Annotated in this window: 19 protein-coding genes and 1 pseudogene; 14 read left to right on the top strand and 6 right to left on the bottom strand. The window is 70.0% G+C overall.

The features are described 5' to 3' along the window. Window positions 1-29: 29 nt before the first annotated feature. Window positions 30-803 carry an SDR family NAD(P)-dependent oxidoreductase gene (locus tag I6A60_RS05190; protein ID WP_203015785.1) on the bottom strand — a complete coding sequence of 258 codons (774 nt, stop codon included), beginning with the start codon at window positions 801-803 and terminating at the stop codon, window positions 30-32. Between the two features lie 283 nt (window positions 804-1,086). On the opposite strand from I6A60_RS05190, the gene I6A60_RS05185 reads away from it, so the two are divergent. Continuing rightward, window positions 1,087-1,689 (top strand): TetR/AcrR family transcriptional regulator, encoded by a 603-nt coding sequence (locus I6A60_RS05185; protein WP_203015784.1) that lies wholly within the window; start codon window positions 1,087-1,089, stop codon window positions 1,687-1,689. A 111-nt stretch (window positions 1,690-1,800) separates the two neighbouring features. Then, on the top strand, window positions 1,801-2,808 hold the full coding sequence (locus I6A60_RS05180; RefSeq protein ID WP_238434824.1) for a dihydrodipicolinate reductase: 1,008 nt from the start codon (window positions 1,801-1,803) through the stop codon (window positions 2,806-2,808). 12 nt (window positions 2,809-2,820) lie between these two features. On the opposite strand, the gene I6A60_RS05175 is transcribed toward I6A60_RS05180, so the two are convergent. Beyond that, window positions 2,821-4,104 carry an ABC transporter substrate-binding protein gene (locus I6A60_RS05175; RefSeq protein ID WP_203015782.1) on the bottom strand — a complete coding sequence of 428 codons (1,284 nt, stop codon included), beginning with the start codon at window positions 4,102-4,104 and terminating at the stop codon, window positions 2,821-2,823. Between the two features lie 437 nt (window positions 4,105-4,541). Further along, a complete protein-coding gene (locus I6A60_RS05170) occupies window positions 4,542-5,168 on the bottom strand; it encodes a TetR/AcrR family transcriptional regulator (RefSeq protein WP_203015781.1) in 627 nt (208 codons plus the stop codon). Between the two features lie 387 nt (window positions 5,169-5,555). Between I6A60_RS05170 and I6A60_RS05165 the strand changes: the two genes are divergently transcribed. The 8 genes and pseudogenes from I6A60_RS05165 to I6A60_RS05130 all read left to right on the top strand — a co-directional run bounded on the left by I6A60_RS05165 (window position 5,556) and on the right by I6A60_RS05130 (window position 15,414). Further along, complete coding sequence (locus tag I6A60_RS05165) at window positions 5,556-7,322, top strand: CocE/NonD family hydrolase (RefSeq protein WP_203015780.1); 1,767 nt, start codon at window positions 5,556-5,558, stop codon at window positions 7,320-7,322. Window positions 7,323-7,331: 9 nt separating this feature from the next. After that, window positions 7,332-9,065: a tannase/feruloyl esterase family alpha/beta hydrolase gene (locus I6A60_RS05160; RefSeq protein WP_203015778.1), complete on the top strand. Its 1,734-nt coding sequence runs from the start codon at window positions 7,332-7,334 to the stop codon at window positions 9,063-9,065. A 29-nt stretch (window positions 9,066-9,094) separates the two neighbouring features. After that, complete coding sequence (locus I6A60_RS05155; protein ID WP_203015776.1) at window positions 9,095-10,090, top strand: alpha/beta hydrolase; 996 nt, start codon at window positions 9,095-9,097, stop codon at window positions 10,088-10,090. A gap of 63 nt (window positions 10,091-10,153) precedes the next feature. Further along, a complete protein-coding gene (locus I6A60_RS05150) occupies window positions 10,154-11,899 on the top strand; it encodes a CocE/NonD family hydrolase (protein WP_203015774.1) in 1,746 nt (581 codons plus the stop codon). A 21-nt stretch (window positions 11,900-11,920) separates the two neighbouring features. Continuing rightward, window positions 11,921-12,046 (top strand): annotated as a pseudogene (locus tag I6A60_RS43890) (hypothetical protein); the annotation flags it as partial. Between the two features lie 107 nt (window positions 12,047-12,153). Continuing rightward, a complete protein-coding gene (locus tag I6A60_RS05140; protein ID WP_203015773.1) occupies window positions 12,154-13,086 on the top strand; it encodes a zinc-binding dehydrogenase in 933 nt (310 codons plus the stop codon). A gap of 330 nt (window positions 13,087-13,416) precedes the next feature. After that, window positions 13,417-14,382 carry a TIGR03621 family F420-dependent LLM class oxidoreductase gene (locus tag I6A60_RS05135; RefSeq protein ID WP_203015772.1) on the top strand — a complete coding sequence of 322 codons (966 nt, stop codon included), beginning with the start codon at window positions 13,417-13,419 and terminating at the stop codon, window positions 14,380-14,382. An 87-nt stretch (window positions 14,383-14,469) separates the two neighbouring features. Continuing rightward, window positions 14,470-15,414: an SDR family oxidoreductase gene (locus tag I6A60_RS05130; RefSeq protein ID WP_307873538.1), complete on the top strand. Its 945-nt coding sequence runs from the start codon at window positions 14,470-14,472 to the stop codon at window positions 15,412-15,414. Between the two features lie 160 nt (window positions 15,415-15,574). On the opposite strand, the gene I6A60_RS05125 is transcribed toward I6A60_RS05130, so the two are convergent. Next, on the bottom strand, window positions 15,575-16,132 hold the full coding sequence (locus tag I6A60_RS05125) for a nuclear transport factor 2 family protein (RefSeq protein WP_203055568.1): 558 nt from the start codon (window positions 16,130-16,132) through the stop codon (window positions 15,575-15,577). A gap of 235 nt (window positions 16,133-16,367) precedes the next feature. Here I6A60_RS05125 and I6A60_RS05120 point away from each other — a divergent pair, with 235 nt between their 5' ends. The 4 genes from I6A60_RS05120 (at window position 16,368) to I6A60_RS05105 (ending at window position 20,321) form a co-directional block, all read left to right on the top strand. Further along, window positions 16,368-17,204 carry a mycofactocin-coupled SDR family oxidoreductase gene (locus I6A60_RS05120; RefSeq protein ID WP_203023776.1) on the top strand — a complete coding sequence of 279 codons (837 nt, stop codon included), beginning with the start codon at window positions 16,368-16,370 and terminating at the stop codon, window positions 17,202-17,204. A 41-nt stretch (window positions 17,205-17,245) separates the two neighbouring features. Continuing rightward, on the top strand, window positions 17,246-17,830 hold the full coding sequence (locus tag I6A60_RS05115) for a carboxymuconolactone decarboxylase family protein (RefSeq protein ID WP_203023777.1): 585 nt from the start codon (window positions 17,246-17,248) through the stop codon (window positions 17,828-17,830). Between the two features lie 69 nt (window positions 17,831-17,899). Then, on the top strand, window positions 17,900-19,198 hold the full coding sequence (locus I6A60_RS05110; RefSeq protein WP_203023778.1) for an acyl-CoA dehydrogenase family protein: 1,299 nt from the start codon (window positions 17,900-17,902) through the stop codon (window positions 19,196-19,198). A gap of 40 nt (window positions 19,199-19,238) precedes the next feature. Continuing rightward, the gene (locus I6A60_RS05105; RefSeq protein WP_203023779.1) at window positions 19,239-20,321 is read left to right on the top strand and encodes a phosphotransferase family protein; all 1,083 of its coding nucleotides are present in this window, start codon (window positions 19,239-19,241) and stop codon (window positions 20,319-20,321) included. Between the two features lie 32 nt (window positions 20,322-20,353). Here I6A60_RS05105 and I6A60_RS05100 read toward each other — a convergent pair whose 3' ends face one another. Then, window positions 20,354-21,565, bottom strand: coding sequence for a CaiB/BaiF CoA-transferase family protein (locus tag I6A60_RS05100; RefSeq protein ID WP_203023780.1), 1,212 nt, complete (start codon window positions 21,563-21,565; stop codon window positions 20,354-20,356). Continuing rightward, the gene (locus I6A60_RS05095; protein ID WP_203023781.1) at window positions 21,562-22,659 is read right to left on the bottom strand and encodes a dihydrodipicolinate reductase; all 1,098 of its coding nucleotides are present in this window, start codon (window positions 22,657-22,659) and stop codon (window positions 21,562-21,564) included. The genes I6A60_RS05100 and I6A60_RS05095 overlap by 4 nt, the downstream gene beginning before the upstream one ends. Between the last annotated feature and the right edge of the window lie 19 nt (window positions 22,660-22,678).

Here is a 22,678-nt window from a genome sequence, read left to right as displayed (position 1 = left end):
CACGGATTTCCTGGCCGGCAGTCGGGCCGTCAGCCGATGGTCCGGCCGCCGTTGACGCCGACGACCTGGCCGGTGATGAAGCTGGCCTCGTCCCGAACGAGGTAGGCGCACGCGGCCGCGATGTCCTCGGGACGGCCGACCCTGCGCACCGGGGTCGTCTTCACGTGCGTCTCGACGCCCTGGCCGAGGAAGCCGGCGGCCTGGCTGGTCTGCAGGGTCGGCGTGTCGACGAAGCTCGGCGGGATCGCGTTCACCGTGATTCCCTTGGGCCCGAGCTCCTTCGCCAGGGACATGGTGAGGCCGATGACGCCGGCCTTGGTCGCGGCGTAATGGGTCTGCAGCGCGTTTCCGGTCTGGCCGGCGGAGGACGCGATGTTCACGATCCGGCCCCAGCGGGCCGCGATCATGCCGGGAGCGATGGCCTGGCAACAGTCGAACGTGCCGCGCAGGTTGACCGCGAACACCCGGTCGTAGTCGTCGCGGGTGATGTCGAGAAACCGTTTGAACGGTGAGATCCCCGCGTTGTTCACCAGGATCGTCGCTGGCCCGAAAACGGCGTCGACCTCGGCAGCCGCTGCGTCGATCCGGGCCCGGTCGGCAACGTCGACGGCCAGCCCGATGGCCCGGCCACCGGCCTCCTCGATCGCGGCGGCGGTGGCCTTCGCGGTGTCGCCGTCGAGATCCCAGACGGCGACGGCCGCGCCCTCGGCGGCCAGCCGACTGCTGATGGCCGCGCCGATGCCACGGCCACCGCCGGTCACGATCACGGTTTTGGGCTCGGCCCACGCCGGAAACGAACTCATGCTGAACGACCGTACAGGAGGTGTGGTGGGGCGGCAACGGGACGGATGATCAACGGATCCGCGCTTTCCTGAATCAAGGTTCCACGGGTGTCGCGCGGCTCGGGCCCCGGGGCGCTGGGTACGGTCGACAGATGTCCATGGGTCGCGCCGCCGCCATCGAGGCAGGGCGGACCGTCCGCTGGCCCGGTCTTGCGGGGTCGGTCGCGCGGTCGTCGGGCGTGGCCCGTCAAATTAAACGCCAGTTCAGCACGGGTGGCTTCACGGCGTCAAGGAGAATCGAAACATGACCGCACCGCGCCGTACCGGCACCGAGAGCTCGACGACCCGGGCGTTCCTGCTGGACATCACCGAGCGCATCATGCGCGAGGAGGGCTACGCCGGTGTGAGCTCACGCAGTGTCGCCAAGCGGGCCGGCGTCACCCCCGCGCTGATCCACTACTACTTCCCGACGCTGGATGACCTGTTCCTGGCCCTTTTCCGGCGGGGTGCCGAGCGCAACCTCGAACGGCACGAGCGCGTGCTCTCCTCGCCGCAGCCGCTGCGTGAGCTGTGGGAGCTGATGACCGAGCCCACCCGCTCCGCGCTGCTGACCGAGTTCATGGCGCTGGCGAACCACCGCAAGAGCATCCGTGACGAGATCGCCGAGTACTCGAAGCGGTCCCGGCGTCAGCAGACCGAGCTGCTCGCGAGCGGGACGGCGCAGTACGGGCCCGGCCTGGCCGAGATCCCGGCACCGGCGCTGATCTTCCTCATGGGCGCCGTCAGCCGCGCGTTCGTCGCGGAGGACGCCCTCGGCATCTCCGACGGCCACGCCGAGGTGCGCGCGCTCGTGGAGCGGCTGCTCGCGCAGGCTGCTCCCGTTGAGCCGGTCGCCAAGGAATCCTGATCCGCTGCGCTGAACGCCCGATCAGCATCCCTGGTACGGTACCGCCGGCCGGAAAAGCGGATGCGCGAGAGAGGCGAATCAGCCATGGCTCTTCGTGTGGTGCAGTGGACGATGGGCGGCGTGGCTCGAGCCGCGGTGCGGGCGGTGATCGCGCACCCCGAGTTGGAGCTGGTGGGCTGCTACGTCTGGAGCGCGACAAAGGCAGGTCGAGACGTCGGTGAGCTTGCCGGCTTAGCCCGGATCGGCATCACCGCGACCAACGACTTCGACGAGATCGTCGCGCTGCGGCCGGACGTCGTCGCCTACATGCCGCTGGTCTGGAACGTCGATGACATGGTCCGGCTCCTGGCGGCCGGCATCAACGTCGTCTCGACGGCCAACTTCATCACCGGGCATTCGTACGGCGAGCCGGACCGGCTCCGGCTCGACGAGGCGGCGAAGAAGGGCGGCGTGTCGCTCTACGGGAGCGGCATCAACCCGGGGCTCGCGAGCGCGGTGGCTCTCACCGCGGCGGCGGCCTGCCGGGAGATCGAACAGATCTCCATCTTCGAGCAGTCCGACGCGACCTCCTACGAGTCGGCCGAGACCTGGCGGTCCCTCGGCTTCGGGTCGCCGCCGGAGACTCCCGGGCTGGTCGAGACCGCGCGGGAGCGCCAGCTGGTCTTCCGCGACGTCGTCGAGGTCATGGCCCAGACCCTGCGGGTGCGGCTCGACGAGGTGCACTACGCCGCCGAGTTCGGCGTCGCGACCAAGGAACTGCACCTGGGCTACATGGACATCCCGAAAGGCACCGTCTGTGGGCTGAACGGGACCTGGCAGGGGATCGTCGCGGGCAGGCCGCTGATCGCGGTGGGGCTGCTGTGGCGGCTCGGGCAGGCCATGGAACCGGACTGGGAGATCAACGAGGGCTACCAGATCGAGGTGCGCGGCATTCCGAACGTCCGGCTCCGCTACGAGCTGGACTATCCGGCGAACGCCCTCGACAAGGACGCGAACACCGCGAACCCGGCGGTGAACGCGATCCCCGCCGTGGTGGCCGCCCGCCCCGGCATCGTCACCATGGCCGACCTTCCGCTGGTCACGGCGGGCTCGGTGCAGGCTGCTCCGCTGGCCGGTTGACGGCTCTGGTCCCTAACCCCTGGTCGGCGCGGCTTCGACGGGCTCGCCGCACCAGAATCCGTCCGGCCGGTTTCCGGGCACGGTCGTGAAGCCCGTTCCGGTGGGGTTGACCTTGAGGAAGTTGAAGCACGGCGGCGGAGCGGCCGGCCGCGAGAGATCCGTCGGCGCGAACAGTCCGCTGCCGGTGAAGTCGTGGACCTGGCGCAGGTTCGTGATGAACGCGGGACGGGTCGGGCAGGCTCCGGCGACCTCAAGGCCTTTGATCATCTCGTCGGCGGCGACGTAGGAGCCGAGCGCGATCTCGTCGTCCGGGTCGGCGAGTTCCGGCGCGTAGTCGGCCATGGATTTCTGGTAGGTCCGCATGGCGGGCGCCGGCTGTTCGAAGGGCAGGTAGTCGACCATGACCGACATCCCGGCAATGGCGCTGCCGTGTGTCCGCAGCAGGCTCGGGCTGTAGCCGGCGCTGCTGAGAGCGACGTTGAGCTTGACGCCGGCCTGACGTGCGGCCGCGTAGATGTCGATGAAGCTGTCAATCTGCGCGGCGCCGACGAGGGTGTCCGCCCCGGTCGCGCGCAGCCGTTCGACCACCTGGGCCGGGCTGGAGATGTTCTCGGTGTACGGGTAGGTGCTGACAACCTGGATTCCCTGGCTTTGCAGGCTCGGCGTGAACCGTCCCGCGAGGTCCTTGGAGGCCGAGGAGGTCGGGTCGAACAGGACGAGTGCCTTCGTGCCGTTCTCGGATTTGACGTACTTGCCGAAGGTGTCGACGGCGGCGCCCTCATTGAAGATCGAACCGAAGTGGAACAGGTTGGGGTGCTGACTCCAGTCCGCGCTGGTCGCGATGCCGGTCACGGGAACCCCGGTCTTCTGTAACCAGTCCGCTGAGGGAGGCAGGTCGATCGAGACGGCGATCAGTCCGAAGGCGTGCTGCTGGTCGACGAGGTCGTGGGCCGCGTTGGCGAAGCCGGCGGCGTCCGACCTGTCGTCACGCCATTCGATGACGATTTTGCGGCCGTTGACCCCGCCGCTGGCGTTCTGCAGCGCGACCCGGGCGTCGACGCCGCTGCGCGCGTCTCGGAAGCCACCGGACACGGCGCCGCTGTCGGGGTAGATCAGGCCGATGGTGATCGCGTCGGCTGTCACGCCTGGTGCCGTGCAGGGGCCGTTGCTGTTGCCACCGGAGGCGGAGGAGCCGGTGGCACAGCCGGCTAAGGCGGCGGGCAGCCCGACGATGACCGCGGCTATCGCCGTCGCCGTGCGCGGGCGCCTCGGTCGCTTGGTGGTGCGCTTTCGCATCTGTCTGTCCCCCTGCCGCCGCCGCCCGGGCCCCGGCCGCCGATCCACCGAGGCGCGGCGCATCGCCGCATGCCGATGACGTCCGGGATGCGGTCGGGGCGAGGTGGTGGTGGCGGGCAGCAGCGAAGGCCGGCGGCGCAACGTCGTGTCCGAAATCCTGGCAAATGAAGACATGCGCCAAAGGCACAGGTCCGTGCGCCGGAAACCGTCGGATTTTCCGACGGTTCCGAGCGCGCTGTTCGATCTGGCGACGTGCTCGATCGCAGGCTGCTTCCGACAATGGTTGCGCAACCAAAGAGATAACCAACACAATCGCCTGAACGCGTGTTTAGCATGCGCTCGTCCGCCGGTCAAGACGGCCGCGCAGTGTCGGCGAGCCTCCGCCTCGGCGCCAAGCGATAGCAGAATGGGACACGGTGCGAGGAGGCGCTAACGCCTCACGCCGAGAGCTGTGGGACCGGCTGTTGGCGTGGACCCTCGATCTCCCGGAGCTGCCGCTCGACCAAGGTCGCCAGCTCCTGGTGGCCCAGATCCAGCCCGATCGTGTGCTCGGTGGCAAGCACGTTGGCGACGCCCTGCAACAGGAGCACGACGGCGGCCGCGGGGAACCGGTCCGGGTCGGCCCCGCGACGACGCAGCGCCGCGGAGACGGCCTCGGCCTGCATGGCGCGGAACGCCTGCACGTAGTGAACGACCGCCTCGCGCACCGTCGGCCGATGGTTGGCCAGAGCGACGAACTCCGCGCCGATCGCCGAGTATTCGTGGGACCTGGTCATGTCCCAGAGCGCCCACAGCGGCTGCTCGACGTCGAGCAGCCGTGCCTGCTCGACGAGAGCCTGGTCGACATGCCGGCGGAAGACCTCGACCAGCAGGTCGTCCAGCGTGCCGAAGTAGTAGTAGATCAGAGGGCTCGTGACGGAGGCCTTGGCCGCGATGCGCCGGGTGGTCACCGCGGCGTAGCCCTCCTCGGCCAGAAGCCGCGCGGCGGCGTCGACGATGGCGAGCCGGGAGGCCGAGTCGGCATGTCCACCCCTCGGCGGCGCGGCCTGCTTCCTTCGGCTCATCGCTCCCTGGCCTCGTCACGCACCCCGCTACCGCCGCACATCCAGGCGTCCCGACGGTCGGGTGTGGGCCGGCGAGCGAGCGGGTTGGAGTCTAGACGGGCCGGTCGGGGGACCGTCAACGGTCGCCGTGCGTAGCGAAGACGCCGCGGATCTCCTGGGGTGACAACGCCCTGATCGAGTGATAAACATACGCTGAACGTCCGTAAAGCTCGGGTGCGGGCGTCGGATAGTTCGAGCATGCACTGCTCCCGGCACGCGCGGGGAATCGAGACCTGGCGGGACGGCGGGCCGCCACGCTCGAACGTTCTCCGCCGTATTCGTCGCGCCTGATCCAGCCAGTCATCCCACGCGGACCGTCGCTCGGCGGTCGTAAGAGGAGGGGGCGAGTTGATCGCCGAAGAGGAACTGATCGTGGACAAGGGCGTCATGGTTCCGATGCGGGACGGCGTGCGCCTGTACACCGAGATCTACCGGCCGCCGGGGGACGGGCCGTTCCCGGTGCTGGTGAGTCGCACCGCGTACTGGCTTGAGGGTGGCGTGACGCAGGGCCTGACCGAGTTCGCCAAGCTGATCGCCCGGCAGGGCTATGTGGCGATCTTCCAGCAGAGCCGGGGCCGGTTCGCCTCCGAGGGCGAGTTCCACCCGGGGCTGTGCGACATCGACGACGGCTACGACGTGGTCGAATGGGCCGCCGCCCAGCCGTGGTCGACGGGCAAGGTCGGCATGTTCGGCGGGTCGTACCAGGGCATCACGCAGTGGGCGGCCGCGATCGCCCGGCCGCCGCATCTGGTGTGCATCGCGCCGTTGACGTCCACCTGGAACTCCTTTGGCAACGAGATCTGGTACGCCGCGCCGGGTGTCCTGTCGCTGGGCAGCGCGTTCGCGTGGGCGTGGGGAGCCGTGCTCGGCGAGGCCGAGCGGCGGGGCGTCCCGGCGCCGGACGGCGCGATTCACCATGGCGAGGAGGGCAACGAGCCCGGCGATGTCGCGGAGGCCATCGCGAAGCGGGCCGTGTCGATGATGGAGATGTACGCCTACCGGCCGCTGCGTGACATTCCGCAGCTGGAGCTGGTGTCGTGGTGGAAGGACTGGTGCGACCACGGCGACCCGGACGACCCGTACTGGTTGGCGATCAACGCCTCGGAGCATGCCGTCGACCTCGATCTGCCGGTCTTCCACGCGAGCGGCTGGTACGACCTTTTCCTGAACGGGACGATCGAGGCCTTCCAGACGCTGCACCGCTCAGGGGCGAACCAGCGCGTCCGGGACGGCCAGGAGCTGGTCGTAGGCCCGTGGAACCACGGCGGCATGTGCCCGCCGCGCCCGGACGCGCCGGCGAACTCCGGGCCGCATGGGCTGTGGGACCTTTCCGAGGGTTCCGCGTGCATGGAGTTCTTCCGCCGCCACCTGAAGGGCGAGCAGGTCCCGGACGTGGCCCCGGTCCGCCTTTTCGTGATGGGCGAGAACACCTGGCGCGACGAGCAGGAATGGCCGCTGGCCCGCACGCAGTGGACGCCTTACTACCTGCACAGCGCGGGCGCGGCCAACACGGCCGGTGGCGACGGGGTGCTCTCGACGCTGCGCCCCGAGGACCAGCCGGCGGACGTGTTCGTCTATGACCCGCAGAACCCGGTCGTCTCCCAGGGGCGGCTGGAGTGCTACGCCCCCGACCACGGCGCCGAGACCGCCCGCAACGAAGGCCGCGACGACGTGCTCGTCTACACGACCCCGCCGCTGGAGCAGGACGTGGAGGTCACGGGTCCGGTGACGCTCGAAATCTGGGCGTCCTCGTCGGTCGCCGACACGGACTTCACCGCCAAGCTTGTCGACGTCTTCCCGGACGGCTCGGCCATGCCGCTCGCCGAGGGCGTGGTGCGCACCGGCGTAGCGTTCACGCAGCCACCGGCGCCCGAAACCCCGCGCCGTTACCGCCTCGACCTGTGGGCGACGAGCAACGTCTTCAAGACCGGCCACCGGATCCGGCTCGACGTCTCGTCCAGCGCGTTCCCCGAATACGAGCTGAACCCGAACACCGGCCAGCGCATCACCGAGGACGCGTCCGGAAAGACGGTGCCCGCGACCCAGCAGGTGCACCACGACGGCCGTCACCCGTCGCGGTTGATCCTGCCGGTCATCCCGCGGCCCGCGCGGTAGGGGAAGGCCATGGACACGACATTCTTAGCGGAGTGTGCCGAGCGGGCGTTCGGAACCGACGCGCTGGTGCGAGTTCTGCTTGTCACGAGCTTCCAGGCGGGCGAGCCGCTCGTCCTGTCGGAGACACCGGCGGCGTACACGCCGAACGCGCCGGCCGATCTCTTCCTGGTGAAGCTGGTGGTCGGGCCGGGGAATCCCGGTCCCGCCGAGGCCCCGTCGACGTCGCCGGGCATCGGTATCGAGGTGTGGTTGCCGCCGAAGGACCGGTGGAACGGGCGGGTCCACAACATCGGCGGCCTTGGCGGTTACGACGGTGGCCGTCACGCGTCGCCGACCGAGATCGGGTGGTTCTATGCCGCCCTGACCGCGGGTGGTGAGGGAGCGGTCTCGGCGAGCACGGATTCCGGCCACGCGTTGACGAACGGCGCCTGGGGGATGAACCCGGACGGGACGCCGGCCACGCAGTTGTGGATCGACTTCGCGCATCGTGCCATGCACGAGATGGCGGTCCGGTCGAAGACGCTGGCTGAGGCGTTCTACGGTGCGCCGCCGCGGCGGTGTTACTACGAGGGCTCCTCGACCGGGGGGCGCCACGGATACCGGCTCGCGCAGCAGTACCCGGACGACTACGACGGCATCATCGCGAACCTGCCGACGATCAACTTCAGCGAATGGGCGCTCGCCGGTCTCTACCGGCACCTGGTGATCCAGCGCGACCTCGACGGCGTCCCGCTCACCGAGGAGCAGCTGGACGTGGCCTCCAATGCCGCGATCCAGGCGGGTGACCTGGTCGGGGGCGAACACCTCGGCTACATCCTCGACAACGAGGCGTGTCATTACGACCCGACCAGGGATCCGGCAGTCGTGTCCGTGAGCGACGGCGGGAACAACAGCTCGCCCGCCAGCCTGACCCCGGCCCAGGCACGGGCCATCAACAAGATCTGGTACGGGGTGACCGACGACGGCTCCGTACCGGACCCCGAGGCGGACAACGGCACCGGTATCGCGCTGGGTGAGCGTCGTTGGTACGGGATGGCGCGGGGCACCTCGCTCTACGTCGCCTACTTCACGAAGCACGACCCGCGGATGCGCGAGATCCTCCGGGAACGCGCCGCCAGTGGGGACGCACCCGGCGCGGACCAGGCGGCGCTCATCCTTCAGGACCCGTCGATCGCCGGCCCGTCCTTCGAGAACGCGAGCGGCAAGGGCGAGGGACGCTGGCGCGACTTCTCCTACGCGCAGCTCGCCGAGCTTTTCGACCGGGCGGCCGAGATGGAACCGGCGTTCGCGCACATCGCCAGCGACAACCCGGATCTCTCCGCGTTCCAGGCCCGCGGTGGGAAGTTCCTGAGCTGGCACGGCTGGAACGACGAGTCGATCCCGGTGCAGTCCACGATGCGCTACTACGACCGGGTAGTCGAGACGATGGGCGGCCTCGAGAACGTCCAGAGCTTCTTCAAGCTCTACATCGTTCCCGGCGGTGGACACATGTCCCCGCACGGCACCTCGAACGAGCAGGCGAATCCGCCGATCTTCGGGGCGAGCCAGCTGTACGCGCTGCTGGTCGACTGGGTCGAGAACGGCGTCGAGCCGGGCACCGTCGCGATCACCTCGCCGGTGGCGAACCCGACCTCGATCACGCACGCTATCGGGCCCTATCCCGCCAGGGCGGTCTACACCGGCGGCGATCCTCGCGTCGCGTCGAGCTTCGTCATCTCAGGCAGCAGAGGCGCGCAACGGTGACACCCGCCGTGACAGAAGGGATGAAGACGATGACGGACGAAGGTTCGCTTCCGGCGCTGCGAGTGCCCGAGCGTGAGATCCCGGTTCCCCCGACAGTGAGCCCCGAGGCGAGGGCGATGCTGGCGCTGGGCATGGTGGGGCCGGAGCCCGAGTGGCTCGGCGTCGAGCTCGACACCGCGGGCTGGAAGAAGCTAGTCGCCGAGCGCGAGGCCGCTGTGATCGCCATGACGGGGGCCGGCGGAGCGTACGTCGGCGCCACGGTCGAGGAGGAGGACCTCGGCGGTTTCGTCGTCTACAAGATCCGGCCCGATGAGGTGTCCGCGGACGACCGCAGGGTCTTCCTCGACTTCCACGGCGGTGGCTTCATTCAGGACGGCGGCCAGATCGCCTGCTCGCGGGCGGTCGACTTCGCCAAGGGACTGGGGGCGACGGTCTGGTCGGTCGACTACCGGATGCCGCCCGACCACCCGTTCCCGACCACGGTCGACGACTGCGTCGCCGGCTACCGGCGGCTCCTGGACGAGCGGCGGCCGCAGGAAATCGTCATCGGCGGTTCGTCGGCGGGCGGGAACCTCGCGGCGGCCTGCATCCTCAAAGGCCGCGACGAAGGCCTGCCGCTGCCCGCGGCGGCGGTGCTGAACACGCCCTGCACCGACCTCACCGAGAGCAGCGACAGCTGGTGGGCGAATGAGGGTGTCGACACCGTGCTGCGCGGTGTCTTCGCGCCCGCCTTCGAGCTGTACGCGGGCGGCCACGACCTGAAGGACCCCTACATCTCGGTCGTCTACGCCGACCTGGACCAGGGATTCCCGCCCACGATTCTGACCACCGGAACGCGCGACAAGCTTCTGTCGGACACGGCCCGTTTCCACCGGGCCCTGCTGCGGGCGGGCGTCGAGGCCGAACTGCACGTGTGGGAGGCCATGGGCCACGCCGGGTTCCTCGGAATGTCCCCGGAGGACAACGAACGCGCGGCGCAGATCCGCCTGTTCTGCGAGAACCACTGGCCGGCGGCCGTCGCCTGACCACGCCGGCATCGCCTGCGCACCAGAAGCCTGAGACGAGCGAGCGAGAACGCGGGAGAGACCGTGGGATACCGAGTCGAGAAGAACGTCATGGTGCCGATGCGCGACGGCGTGACGTTATGTACTGACCTGTTCCTGCCGGACGGCCCGCCGGGGCCGGCCCTGGTCATCCGGATGGGCTACAGCAAGGATATGTTCGAGAAGCTGCCCCTCTCGCTCATCCCGAACGTGCTGTCGATGGTCGAGGCCGGCTATGCGGTGGTGTACCAGGAATGCCGCGGCACCTACGGCTCGAACGGCGACTTCCGGCCGTTCATGGACGACGCCGACGACGGCTTCGACGCGGTGGAATGGACCGCCGCGCAGCCATGGTGTGACGGAACTGTCGGCGGCTACGGAATGTCGTACCACGGGATCACTCAGTGGGCCGCGGCCTCCCGGCGTCCAGCGGCTCTCAAGGCCATTGCCCCGACGGCGGCCACCACGGACTTCTATCTCGCTCCGTGGTACAGCCCGGGTGGCGCCGTTTCCTGGGGCATGGCTCTGGGCTGGGTGGCCGCCCAGATCGTCACCCAGGGCCAGTACGCCTTCGAACACGGCAAGGGCGACCTCGACCCACTCATTGAGGCCGGGTCGGTGATGTTCGACCTGGAGCCCCATCTGCGCAGGTTCCCGATCACCGACCAGCCGGTGCTCGACAAGCACGCCCCCTGGTGGAAGGAGTGGTGGAAGCACCCCACCCACGACGACTTCTGGACGGGCATCGCACCCGGCGAGCACCTGGGCGAGATGACCACCCCGGCGCTGCACATCGTCGGATGGTTCGACTTCTTCGCCCCGGAGACGACCCGTGCCTATACCCGGATGCGTGCCGGTGCGGCGACGCCGGAGGCACGTGAAGGCCAGCGGCTCATCGTCGGCCCGTGGGACCACACCTATCAGGACGCCATGTACCGCAACCGCGAGTTCGGCCTGATGTCCGGCGCTCCCTACGCCGACCTCACGGGCGCGCACCTGCGGTTCTTCGACCGCCATCTGCGCGGCAACAAGGAAGCGGACGGCGGCGCCAGCCCGGTGCGAATCTTCGTGATGGGCATCGACCAGTGGCGCGACGAGCAGGACTGGCCGCTGCCGGACACCCAGTACGTCGACTACTACCTCGACAGTGCTGGCCAGGCGAACACCGCCGACGGCGACGGCCTGCTGACGACCGACGCGCCAACGGCCGACACGTCGGACGGCTATCGGTTCGACCCGCACGACCCGGTGCCGACACTGGGCGGACGGCTCAACGAGATGGGCTTCGGCGTGGCCGCCCTGCGGTCCGGGCCGGCCGACCAGCGCCCGGTCGAACAGCGCGCCGACGTGCTCTGCTTCAGCACGCCGGTCCTCGACGAGCCGGTCGAGGTCACCGGCGACATCCGCCTGGTCCTGCACGCCTCGTCGTCGGCGCTCGACACCGACTTCACCGGCAAGCTCGTCGATGCGTTCCCCGATGGCCGGGCGATCTACCTGGCTGACGGCATCCTGCGGGCCCGCTACCGGGAGTCGCTGGCCGAGGCGAAGCTGCTCGAACCCGGGGAGGTCTACGAACTGACCGTCGACCTCGGCCCCACGTCGAACGTCTTCCTTCCCGGCCACCGCATCCGGCTTGAGGTCTCCAGCAGCAACTTCCCGCGCTACGACCGCAACACCAACACCGGCAACGAGATCGCCTACGACACCGCCACCCCGGTCGTCGCCGACAACCAGGTGTTCCACGGCCCGTCCCACCCCAGCCGCCTCGTCCTGCCGATCATCCAGCGGTAGCGGGAGGGCGAGGGCGGCGATGACCTGACGGCGCTCGTCCGCGACCAGTACTCCCGGCACGCCTACCCGCGGGCGGTCCATTTCATCGACGCGCTGCCGAAAACCCCGAGCGGGAAGGCGCAGCGCTACCTGCTGCGGCAGCGATAAAGGCCATCGGCACGGCACCGCGGGCCTGACAGACACCGGCGACCGCGCTCCGCTCTCGCGTGTCCGGGTCCGTCACATCCGACGACCGCGACGAAGGACGTGAACGTATGAAGGCGGTTCGCAGGACCGACGACGGGGTCGCCGTCGTAGAAGTCGATGATCCACCGGGCTCGGGTGAGCTCGTGCGGATCCGGTCGGCCAGCATCTGCGGCGGCGACCTGCGCCACGTCGGACCCGGGTGCCCGATCATCGGCCATGAGCTGGCCGGGGTGCGCGAGGACGGGACGGCCGTGGTGGTCGAGGCCGTCTACGGATGCATGACCTGCAAGCGATGCCAGCGGGGCCGCTACAACCTGTGCCCGACCTGGCTGCAGCGCTCGCTGGGCGTCGCGATCGACGGGGGAATGGCCGAGCAGTTCCGTGCCCCGGCCGAACGCCTGGTGGCGCTGCCGGCCGGGCTCGCCCTCCGCGACGCCTCGCTTGCCGAGCCGGCCGCGGTGTCCTGGCACGGCCTGCGGCTGGGCGGGACCAGCCCCGGCAGTCGGGTCGCGGTCATCGGTGCCGGCGCGCTCGGGCTGCTGGCCGTCGCCGGCGCCATACGGATGGGCGCGCGGCATGTAGCGCTGGAGGCGCGGCATCCCCACCAGCGGGAGGTGGGTGAACGGCTCGGAGCGTCGTTGGGCACCGGCGGCCGCTACGACGTCGTCGTCGAGGCCGCCGGAACCGACGCGAGCCTCGCTCGTGCCGTTGAGCTCGTCGCTCCAGGCGGGTCGGTCGTCGTTCTCGGCGCGCAGTTCTCCGAGATCCGGATCGACCTCCAGACGATATTCATCCGCGAGGCACGGCTCATGCCGTCGCTGGGGTACTGCGCTCACGAGGGCGGCAGTGACCTGGCGGACGCGGCGGCCATGCTGGCGGCGGACCCGACCATCGCCGCCGCACTGATCACACACCGGTTCCCGATCGAGGACGCCGCCGAGGCGTTTCGGGTCGCCGGCGACAGGTCACTCGGGGTCATCCGTGTTGTTCTCGAGCCCTGACAAGCCCTGACAAGCCCTCGCGAGCCGTGGTGCCTGAGTTGGCATCCCCCGTCGCGGGTCCGGTCTGGAGTGCAGCGCGTACAACGCTCGGCCCGTGGGCTCTGGCCCCGCTTGACCGCGCGATGCGCGCCGTGTTAAACATGTGTTTAATAGATTGTTAGCGACTGTCTGATGTGATCGTGGCGCTAAGCGGAGGCGAATGCGGTCCGGGTGCAGACCAGTGCAGTTCGCGGCTACGTGAAGCTGCCGATCTTCGTCTGAACGGGGTGCGCCGTACTGGTTAAGCCGAGCCCTGAGCAAGAAGTTCTCCGGGAGACCACCGCTCGGGCGATGGACGTCAAGCCATTCCGTTTCGCGGTGCAGGGGACGCGGGCCACGTCGGCGCGCGAGTGGTACGACCTGGCGCGCAAGGCTGAGGCTCTCGGGTACTCGACGCTGTTCGTGGCCGACCACTACGTCGGGCCAGGTCCGGCGGCGCGCGCGTGCGGCATGCCGCCGCAGCATCTCGCGCCGATCGCGGCGATGGCCGCGGCCGCGGCGGTGACCGAGACGCTGCGGATCGGCTGCCGGGTGTTCTGCGTCGACTACCACGCGCCGGCGGCGCTGGCGAAGGAGGCCGCGACCCTCGACCTGCTCTCGGACGGCCGCCTGGAGATGGGCATTGGCGCTGGGGTGCAGGCCAACGAGTACAAGGCGCTCAACATCCCCTTCGATCCCGGAAAGGTCCGCGTCGACCGGTTGGAGGAGATGGTTGCCCTGCTGAAGGCGCACTGGTCCGGCGAACCGATCGAGGTGCCCGGCGAGCACGTGAAGGTCAGCGGCTACCGCGGTCTGCCACTGCCGGTGCAGCAGCCACGGCCGCCGTTGATGATCGGCGGGAGCCGCAGGCGCGTTCTGTCGCTGGCGGCGCGGGAGGCCGAGATCGTCAGCGTCTCCAGTGTGCCGTTCGACCCGGTCAACGCGGCGGGCCGAACCCCGATGCAGGAGGCCGCGCATCGGTACGGCCTCGTCAGGGAGGCCGCAGGAAAGCGCCTCGGCGAGCTGGAGATCGAGGGTTCGCCCTACTTCACGATCGTCACCGACCAGCCCGACTCGGCGTACGCGGACATCGCCGGCTGGATCTCCGTCGACGAGAAGGTGCTCCCGCACCATCCGAATGTCCTGGTGGGCACCCTCGACGAGATGGTGAACCGGCTGCGGGCAAACCGGGACGCTTTCGGCACCAGCTACGTCACCGTCCCGCAGAACGCCGTCGACACGTTCGCGCCGCTCGTCGAACGGCTGCGGGGACGATGACGGGCGACGAGCCGAGCCCACCAATGACCAGCAGTAGGGGAAAGGGTCTGACGCATGGCTGGAAGGCTCGCGGGCAAAGTGGCGGTGGTGACGGGGTCTGGCATGGGAGCGGCGAAGGGCATCGCCGTCGGTCTGGCCCGAGAAGGGGCCAGAGTGGTCACCAACAACCGCAAGCCCGGCTCGGTCGGCCTGTCGTCGTGGGCCAACAGCGACGACACCGAAAGTCTGCTGACCGACGAGGACAGGCGGCTGATCGAGTCGCTGAGCGGCGACGCCCGGACGACCGCGGACCAGATCGTCGCCGAAGGCGGTGAGGCGGTCCCGTTCTTCGGTGACCCGGGCGACGTCGAGGTCGCCGGCGCGCTCGTCCAGACCGCGGTGGACACGTGGGGGACAGTCGACATCCTGGTCAACGGCGCCGCGGGCTCCGGCTTCGGTCCTTTTCTGAAGCTGACGCCCGAGGACTGGTCCCTGCAGACCCACGCGAAGCTCACCGGGACCTACAACACGATGCACCATGCCCTGCCGCTCATGAGGCGCCAGGGTTTCGGCCGGGTGCTGAACGCGTCCTCGGACGCCTGGGTCGGCCTGCCGATGCTCGCGGCCTACAGCGCCGCGAATGCCGGCGTCGTCGGTCTGACCAGGGCGGTCGCCCAGGAGGTGCGGGGGAGCGGCATCACCTGCAACGTCTTCTGTCCCCGCTCGATCTCCCGCAACCACGTCAACTGGCGGGCCTCGATGCGCCGGCAGCTGGCGAAGGGCGGCCCCGAGATGGAGGCCCTCCGGCGCCGTCTCGAAATAGAGGACAGGGACCACCAGGATCCCGAGAAGCTCGGCCCGTTTCTCGCCTACCTCGCCTCCGATGCGGCCGCCGAGATCAACGGCGAGGTCTTCTCGGTGACGGCGGGCGGCCGCATCGCCCTGTATGACGGATTCACGATCGTCTCCGAGATCGAGAAACGCGAAGCCCCCTGGACCGTGGACGAACTGGAAACGATAGTCCCGGAGGTGCTCCTGAAAGGCGACGGCTGACGTCAGCCCCTGCGAGAAAGGCCCGCGCTAAAGTGCCGCCTCCGGCGGTATGATCGCCGTTTTGGCCCTCGGGTGGTCGTGAATCAGCGCAGATTACGACCACCTGAGGGCCAATCGGCGATCACCAAAACCGCGGCCGGGCCCGGCTGGCCGGACGCGTCTACCAGCGGACGGCGGGGCCGGTGTCTGGCAGCAGTGGGCGGGCGTAGGACAGGTCGTCGGTGTCCCAGGTGCCCTTGAGAAAGCCCTGGAACGCGCCGGAGCGCAGGAAGGACGCGTCGGCGGTGAAGGCCCACTCGATCGTGCAGCGCCGTAGCGCGATCTTCCAGACGCCGTCGCGGCGTTCCAGCCGGTCGAGGTAGCGGCCGCCCATGAAGGCCAGCGTCTTGTCGTCGCGGGCGACCATGGTGCCGATGACGTAGCTCTCGGCGTGCGCGACGTCCCCGTCGATCTCACAGGTGTGCGTCGTGATGTTGTGCAGGTGGTCGGCGAACACCATCGAGTGCTGCTTGTTCGACCACGGACCGTAGGCGGCGCCCACGTTCGAGACCGAGCCGTGCTCGTCAATCCCGTCGGAGTGCAGCACGCTCGTCATCAGCTCGACGTCGTGGCGGTCGTGGCCGCGGGACTGCTTGTTGACGCAGTCGAGGATGTCCTGCCGGTCTCGCAGGAAGCGGACCTCGCGCCGCAGCGCCTCGATCTCGGTGTCGGTGCTCATGCTGCTCCCTGGTCGCTGCTGCTGCCGAGGCGGGCGGGATCTCGCGGCCGCTCGGGCAAGGATTGTCTGGACAGCCGTCCACGCATGTTGAGCACGTGTTTAACATCGGCGTATCCCAATGGTCAAGCGACCTTGGCGCGAGCAAAACCCGGACCAGGCGTGTACAGATCTTGCTGATCGATCCGCTCCACTGTACGGTCGTTCAGCAGATGTCTGGCGGAAGAGTGGGGTAGGAATGTCTGGACGGGTTGAGGGCAAGGTCGCGTTCATCACGGGGGCGGCGCGGGGGCAGGGCCGTGCGCACGCGGTGCGCCTCGCGCAGGAGGGCGCCGACATCATCGCGATCGACATCTGCAAGCCGCTCGACGGCGTCGACTTCCAGATGTCGACCCCCGCGGACCTCGCGGAGACGGTCCGCCTCGTGGAGAAGACCGGCCGCCGGATCCACGCCGCGCAGGCCGACGTCCGCGACCACGACACGATGAAGGCCGTCGTCGACGAGGGCGTCGCCGAGTTCGGCCGCCTGGACATCGTCATCGCGAACGCCGGCATCGGCGCGACCGGGGCACTGCTGCACAAGATGGACGAGAAGACCTGGCAGGACACGATCGACATCAACCTCACCGGCGTGTGGCTGACCACCAAGGTCTCGATCCCGCACATCCTCGCCGGCAGGCGTGGGGGGTCGATCATCCTGACCAGCTCGGCCGGCGGCCTGATGGCCCACCCCCACATCGGCCACTACATCGCCGCCAAGCACGGCGTCGTCGGCATCATGCGCACCCTCGCCCTGGAGCTGGGCGCCCGCAACATCCGGGTCAACTCGCTGCACCCGACCCAGGTCAACACCCCGATGACGATCCACGAGGGCACGTTCAAGATGTTCCGCCCCGACCTGGAGAACCCGACGATCGACGATTTCGCGGTCGTCTCCCAGAACATGCACCTGCTGCCCACCCCGTGGGTCGAGCCGGAGGACATCGCCAACGCCGCCCTGTTCCTCGCCTCCGAGGAAGGCCGCTTCCTGACCGGCGTGACCCTCCCCGTCGACGCCGGCGCCCTCCTCAAGTAGGCCGCCGCGGGTGGCAACCAGCTGCGCGAAAGGAGCGGCCCATGGCTCGAATTCCACCCCTGCCGCCGCGGGAGTGGCCCGCCGAGATGCGACAGGCGCTGGCCGCGATCGATCCGGTCACCCGGGGGCTGCCGGCGCCGGACCTGACGAGACGGCCGAGCGGGCGTGATGTGCTCGCCTCGCTGGCGCACCACCCTGACCTGGCCCGCGCCTTCATGGTTCTCAACGGCCACGTCCTGCTGGACAGCACACTGACCACCCGTCAGCTGGAGATCCTCGCCCTGCGGGTCGCGGCGCGCCGCGCGTCGCCCTATCTGTGGGCGCAGCATCTGTTCGCGGGCCGGGAGGCGGGCCTAACCGACGAGGAGATCGCGCGCGTCGCGTTCGGGCCGAAGGCGCCCTTCCTCGTGCCGCTGGAACGCGCGCTGCTCTGCGCGGTCGACGACCTCGTCGACGACGGCTCGCTGTCCGACCGGACCTGGGAGTCGCTCGCCGCCGAGCTTGACGTGCGGCAGCTCCTCGATGTCATTGTCACGGTTGGCTGTTACGCGACGATGGCCTCGTTCATGACCTCGTTGGACCTCGAGCCCGACCCGCGAATCCCGGATCTGCTGGCGGGCGGCTGAGGCCACGACGGTCGATCGCCCGGCGCAGCGGCGCGGGCGCGCTGGTACTGGTGATGGTGAGGAGCGGGCATGGCCTGGGGTTTCGAGACCGATCCAGAGTTTCAGGCCGAGCTGGACTGGATCGACGCCTTCGTGCGCGACGAGGTCCAGCCGGTCGACCTGCTCATCGGCAACGCGCGCGACCTGCGTGACCCACTGCGCGCCGAGCTGATCCCGCCCCTGCAGCGGAAGGTCCGCGAGCGCGGCCTGTGGGCCTGTCATCTGGGCCCGGAACTGGGCGGCCCGGGGTTCGGGCAGCTCAAGCTCGCGTTGATGCACGAGATCCTGGGCCGTTCGCCCGCCGCGCCGGTGGTGTTCGGCTGCCAGGCCCCCGACTCCGGCAACGCGGAGGTTCTCGCGCGGTATGGCACCGACGACCTGAAGAAGCGCTACCTGGAGCCGCTGGTCGACGGCCGGATCGTGTCGGCGTTCTCGATGACCGAGCCGCAGGGCGGTAGCGACCCGACCGGGTTCACCACCCGCGCCGAGCTCGACGGCGACGAGTGGGTCATCAACGGGGAGAAGTGGTTCTCCAGCCACGCGCGGTTCGCGGCGTTCCTCATCGTGCTGGCGGTCACCGATCCCGACGCGGCCCCGCACCGGCGCCAGTCGATGTTCGTCGTCCCGGCGGACACCCCGGGCATCACCAACGTGCGCGATGTCGCGGTCGCCGGCCAGGCCGACGCGGACGGCGCGCATGCCTACCTGCGCTACGAGGACGTCCGCATCCCGGCCGACCATCTGCTCGGCGAACGCGGCCAGGGTTTCGCTGTCGCGCAGACCCGGCTGGGCGGCGGCCGGATTCACCACGCGATGCGTACCGTCGGGCTGGTCCGCGAGGCGTTCGACATGATGTGCGAGCGCGCGCTGTCCCGGGTCACCAAGGGCGAGCAGCTGGCCCGCAAACAGCTCGTCCAGGCGATGATCGCCGACTCCTGGATCGAGATCGAGCAGTTCCGCCTGCTGGTGCTGCGGACCGCGTGGCGAATCGACCAGTACAACGACTACAGCCGGGTCCGCGCCGACATCGCCGCGGTGAAGGCCACGATGCCCAAGGTGCTGCACGACGTGGCCGCCCGAGCCGTGCAGATCCACGGCTCGCTCGGAATCTCCAACGAGATGCCGTTCGGCGCGTGGGTGCTGGAAAGCTTCCAGATGGGCCTGGCCGACGGGGCCACCGAGGTCCACAAGACGAACCTGGCCCGCACCCTGCTCGCCGGCTACGAGCCGGCCGACGGCCTGTTCCCATCCGGCCACCTGCCGGCGCGCCGCGCCGCCGCCCGGGAGCGCTTCGCCGCGCAGATCGAGCGAGCCGTCCATGCCGGCTAGCGCGGCGGCCCCGCAGGATCCAAGGACAGGCGGCCCGACGATGACCGAACCGACTGCGGCCGCCGTCCCGCCCGAGGTCGCTCCGGTCCGGCCCGGCCAGGAGCTGCCCTGGGACCAGGTCAGGGAGTACCTCGCGCCGCGGCTCGACGTCGACGGGCCGATGGAGGTCCTGCAGTTCCCGAACGGCTCGGCGAACCTCACCTACCTCGTCCGGTTCGGTGACCGCCGGTTCGTGCTGCGCCGGCCGCCGTTCGGGGTGCTGGCGCCCGGCGCCCACGACATGCGCCGCGAGCACCGGGTGCTGTCCCGGCTGTGGCGGGTCTACGACCGGGCACCGCGCGCGTTCCTGTTCTGCGAGGACACCGACGTCGCCGGCAGCCATTTCCTGGTGAGCGAGTACCGGCCGGGCATCGTCGTCTGGGGAACGATCCCCGCCGAGCTCGGCGGACCCGCCGACGGCCGCCAGCTAGGCCTTGCCACCGTCGACGCCCTCGCGGACCTGCACGCCGCCGATCCCGCAGCCTGCGACCTCGACCGGCTCGGACGCCCCGACGGGTTCCTTGAACGCCAGCTGTCCGGCTGGCGCGACCGCTGGCACCGGGTCGCCCCCTGGGCCGAGCCCACCCATGACGACGCGATGGTCGCGGCCGCGGACCTGCTCGCCGCACGCCTGCCCGCGAGCACCACCGCGACGCTCGTCCACAACGACTTCAAAATCAACAACTGCCAGTTCGCCCCGGGCCGCCCGGACCGGGTCGCCTCCGTCTTCGACTGGGACATGGCCACCCTCGCCGACCCGCTCGTCGACCTCGGGACCCTGCTCAACTACTGGCCCGACCCGGCGGACACCGACGACGACCACGCCGCCGCCGACCCCGGGCTGGAGACGCTGGGCCTGCCGACCCGCGCCGAGGTCGTCGAGCACTACGCCCGCCGCGGGGTCGCCGACCCGGCGGCGATCTCCTGGTACGAGTCGTTCGCCTGCTGGCGCATCGCGATCATCCGCCAGCAGCTCTACGCCCGCTACGCCCGCGGCGAGACCACCGACGAACGGATGGCCGAACGCGGCACCGGCGTCGGCATGATGTCCGCCCGCGCGCTGCGCATCCTGCGGGACGCCTGACCCGGGCGCCGGCCCGGGTCAATGCGGGCCGGTCAGATGACGCCGTCGCGGTGCCAGCCCGCGAGCTCGGCGGGGGAGTAGCCGAACTCGGCCAGCACCGCGTCGGTGTGCTCGCCCAGGCCCGGGACCTGGCCCATTGACGGGGTCCAGCTCGCGGCGATCGGCGGAGGCAGCACCGCGCGGAACTCCCCGTGCGGGGTCGCCACGGGTCGCCACCGGTCGCGGGCGGCCAGTTGGGGGTGATCGATCAGGTCCTGGACGCCGTTGAGCCGGGCGTTCCCGAGCGCGGCGGCGTCCAGCGTCTCCTGGGCCTCCTTCAACGTGACGCCGCCGGTCCAGGCGCTGATGGCCGCGTCGACCCGGGCCCGGTCGGCGACCCGTCCGGAGTTGGAGGCCAGGGCCGGGTCGTCGGCGAGGTCGGGGCGTTCGAGCACGGTCCGGGCCAGGCGCTGCCATTCGCCGTCGTTGGTCGTTCCCAGCACGACCGTCTGGTCGTCGGAGGTCCGGTAGGTGCCATAGGGCGCGACGGCCGGAGAGCCGACCCAGGCTGGCTCCTGCTCGACCCCGGTGCCCATCGTGTAGTTGACCTGGTAGCCCATCCACTCGGCGACGACGTCGAACATGCCGATCGTGAGGGCCTCGCCCCGGCCGGTGGCGGCCCGGCCGTGCAGCGCGCCGAGTATCCAGCTCAGCGCGTACATCCCGGTGGCCAGGTCGATCATCGCGATGCCGGGCTTGGCGGGCTGCCCCGGGCCGCCGGTGACCACGCAGGAGCCGCCCTCGGACTGGACCAGCATGTCGTAGGCCCGCTTGTGCGACAGCGGCCCGCCCTCGCCGTAGCCGGAGATGTCGACGGCGACGAGCCGGGGGTGCCGGGCGACCGCCTGGGTCGCGTCGAGCCCACGGCGGGCCGCGGCACCCGGGGCGAGGTTCTGGATGAGCACGTCGGCGCGGGCGAGCAGGCGCTCCAGCGCCGCGGCGCCGCGCGGGTCGGCGATGTTGAGGGTGACCGACTCCTTGCCCCGGTTGCACCAGACGAAGTGCGCGGCCAGGCCGGCCTGCGCGTCGTCGTAGTGGCGGGTCATGTCGCCGCCCCGCGGGTTCTCGATCTTGATGACCCGGGCACCCATGTCCGCCAGGTGACGCGTCGCCATCGGGGCCGCCACCGCCTGCTCCAGCCCGACGACGAGCAGCCCCTCCAGTGGCCGCCGACCTGAGGCTGAGAAGGGTCCGGCGGTGGTCACCGGGCGGCCGGCAGCGGGCCGCGCCAGGTGGTGCCCTCGTGGAACAGGCCCTGGGGCCGTCCCAGCGGAAGGTCCAGGTGCGTGCGGATCCCGGGCGGTGCGGCGACGACGTCATGGATCAGGTTCACGACGGACATGCCGGTCCAGATCCGTCCCGGGTACCCCGGGTCGCCGGTCGCGCTGGGCTCCAGCGGCTCCAGGGTGATCCGGCTGGCCGGTTCGCCTAGGAACTCGACGATGTAGCGGTTGCTGCCCTCCCGGATCGCGGGTGTCAGGCCGTCGGCCATCTTCCACTCGCAGACGAAGACGATCGCGGGCCGGCCGTCGACGATCGCCTCCCAGCGGCGGCGGATACCGGCCACCTTCCCGGCGGGGATCGCGCCGGCGGCGATGGTGATGTCCCGATCCGCGACGGCCATCGTGAGCTCGTGGGTGTAGCGCTCGACGCGGAGGCCCAGCGCCGCGGCCAGCAGGGCGATGGACTCCTGGTACGGGGCGTCGACCTCGCCCGTGACGGCGGTGGCGTGCTTCTGTGCCTCGTCAGGCGCGAGGCCGAAGCCGAACAGGCCGAAGAGCAGCTCGGCCTGCGGATGCTCGCTGAAGTCGCAGACCTCGGTCACGACCACCTGGTCGATGCGGCTGATCAGCCGCGAGGTGACCAGCGGCAGGATGTCGCCGGCGAAGCCCGGGTGCACGCCGCCGCCGTGCAGCGTGGTCCCACCGGCCTGGCAGGCCGCCTCCAGCCGCTTGGTCCGCTCGTCCTCGGGCGGCGGGAAGGTGAGGCCCACGGCCGTGACGACGTTCTTCCCCGACCGCAGCAGCCGCTCCAGGTCGTCGACGTCGACCGTCAACGGCAGGTAGTTCACGCAGTCGGCCGCCAGTGCGAAGAGCGCCTCCTTGTCGGTCGTCGCCGGGACGCCGACAGGACCGATGCCGGCGATTAATCCCGCGTCGACGCCTTCCTTCGCCGCGGAGGTCGTGTAGACGCCGACCAGCTCGAACCTCGGGTTCGCGGCGAGATGCCGGATCGCTATCTGGCCGATCTTGCCAGTGCACCACTGGATGACCCGGACGGGACGAGAAAGCTCGGTCATCAGACGCTCCCCTGAGAAG

Source organism: Frankia sp. AgB1.9, from assembly GCF_016786355.1.
Classification (GTDB): Bacteria; Actinomycetota; Actinomycetes; order Frankiales; family Frankiaceae; genus Pseudofrankia.
This window is presented reverse-complemented; position numbering and strand designations above follow the sequence as displayed.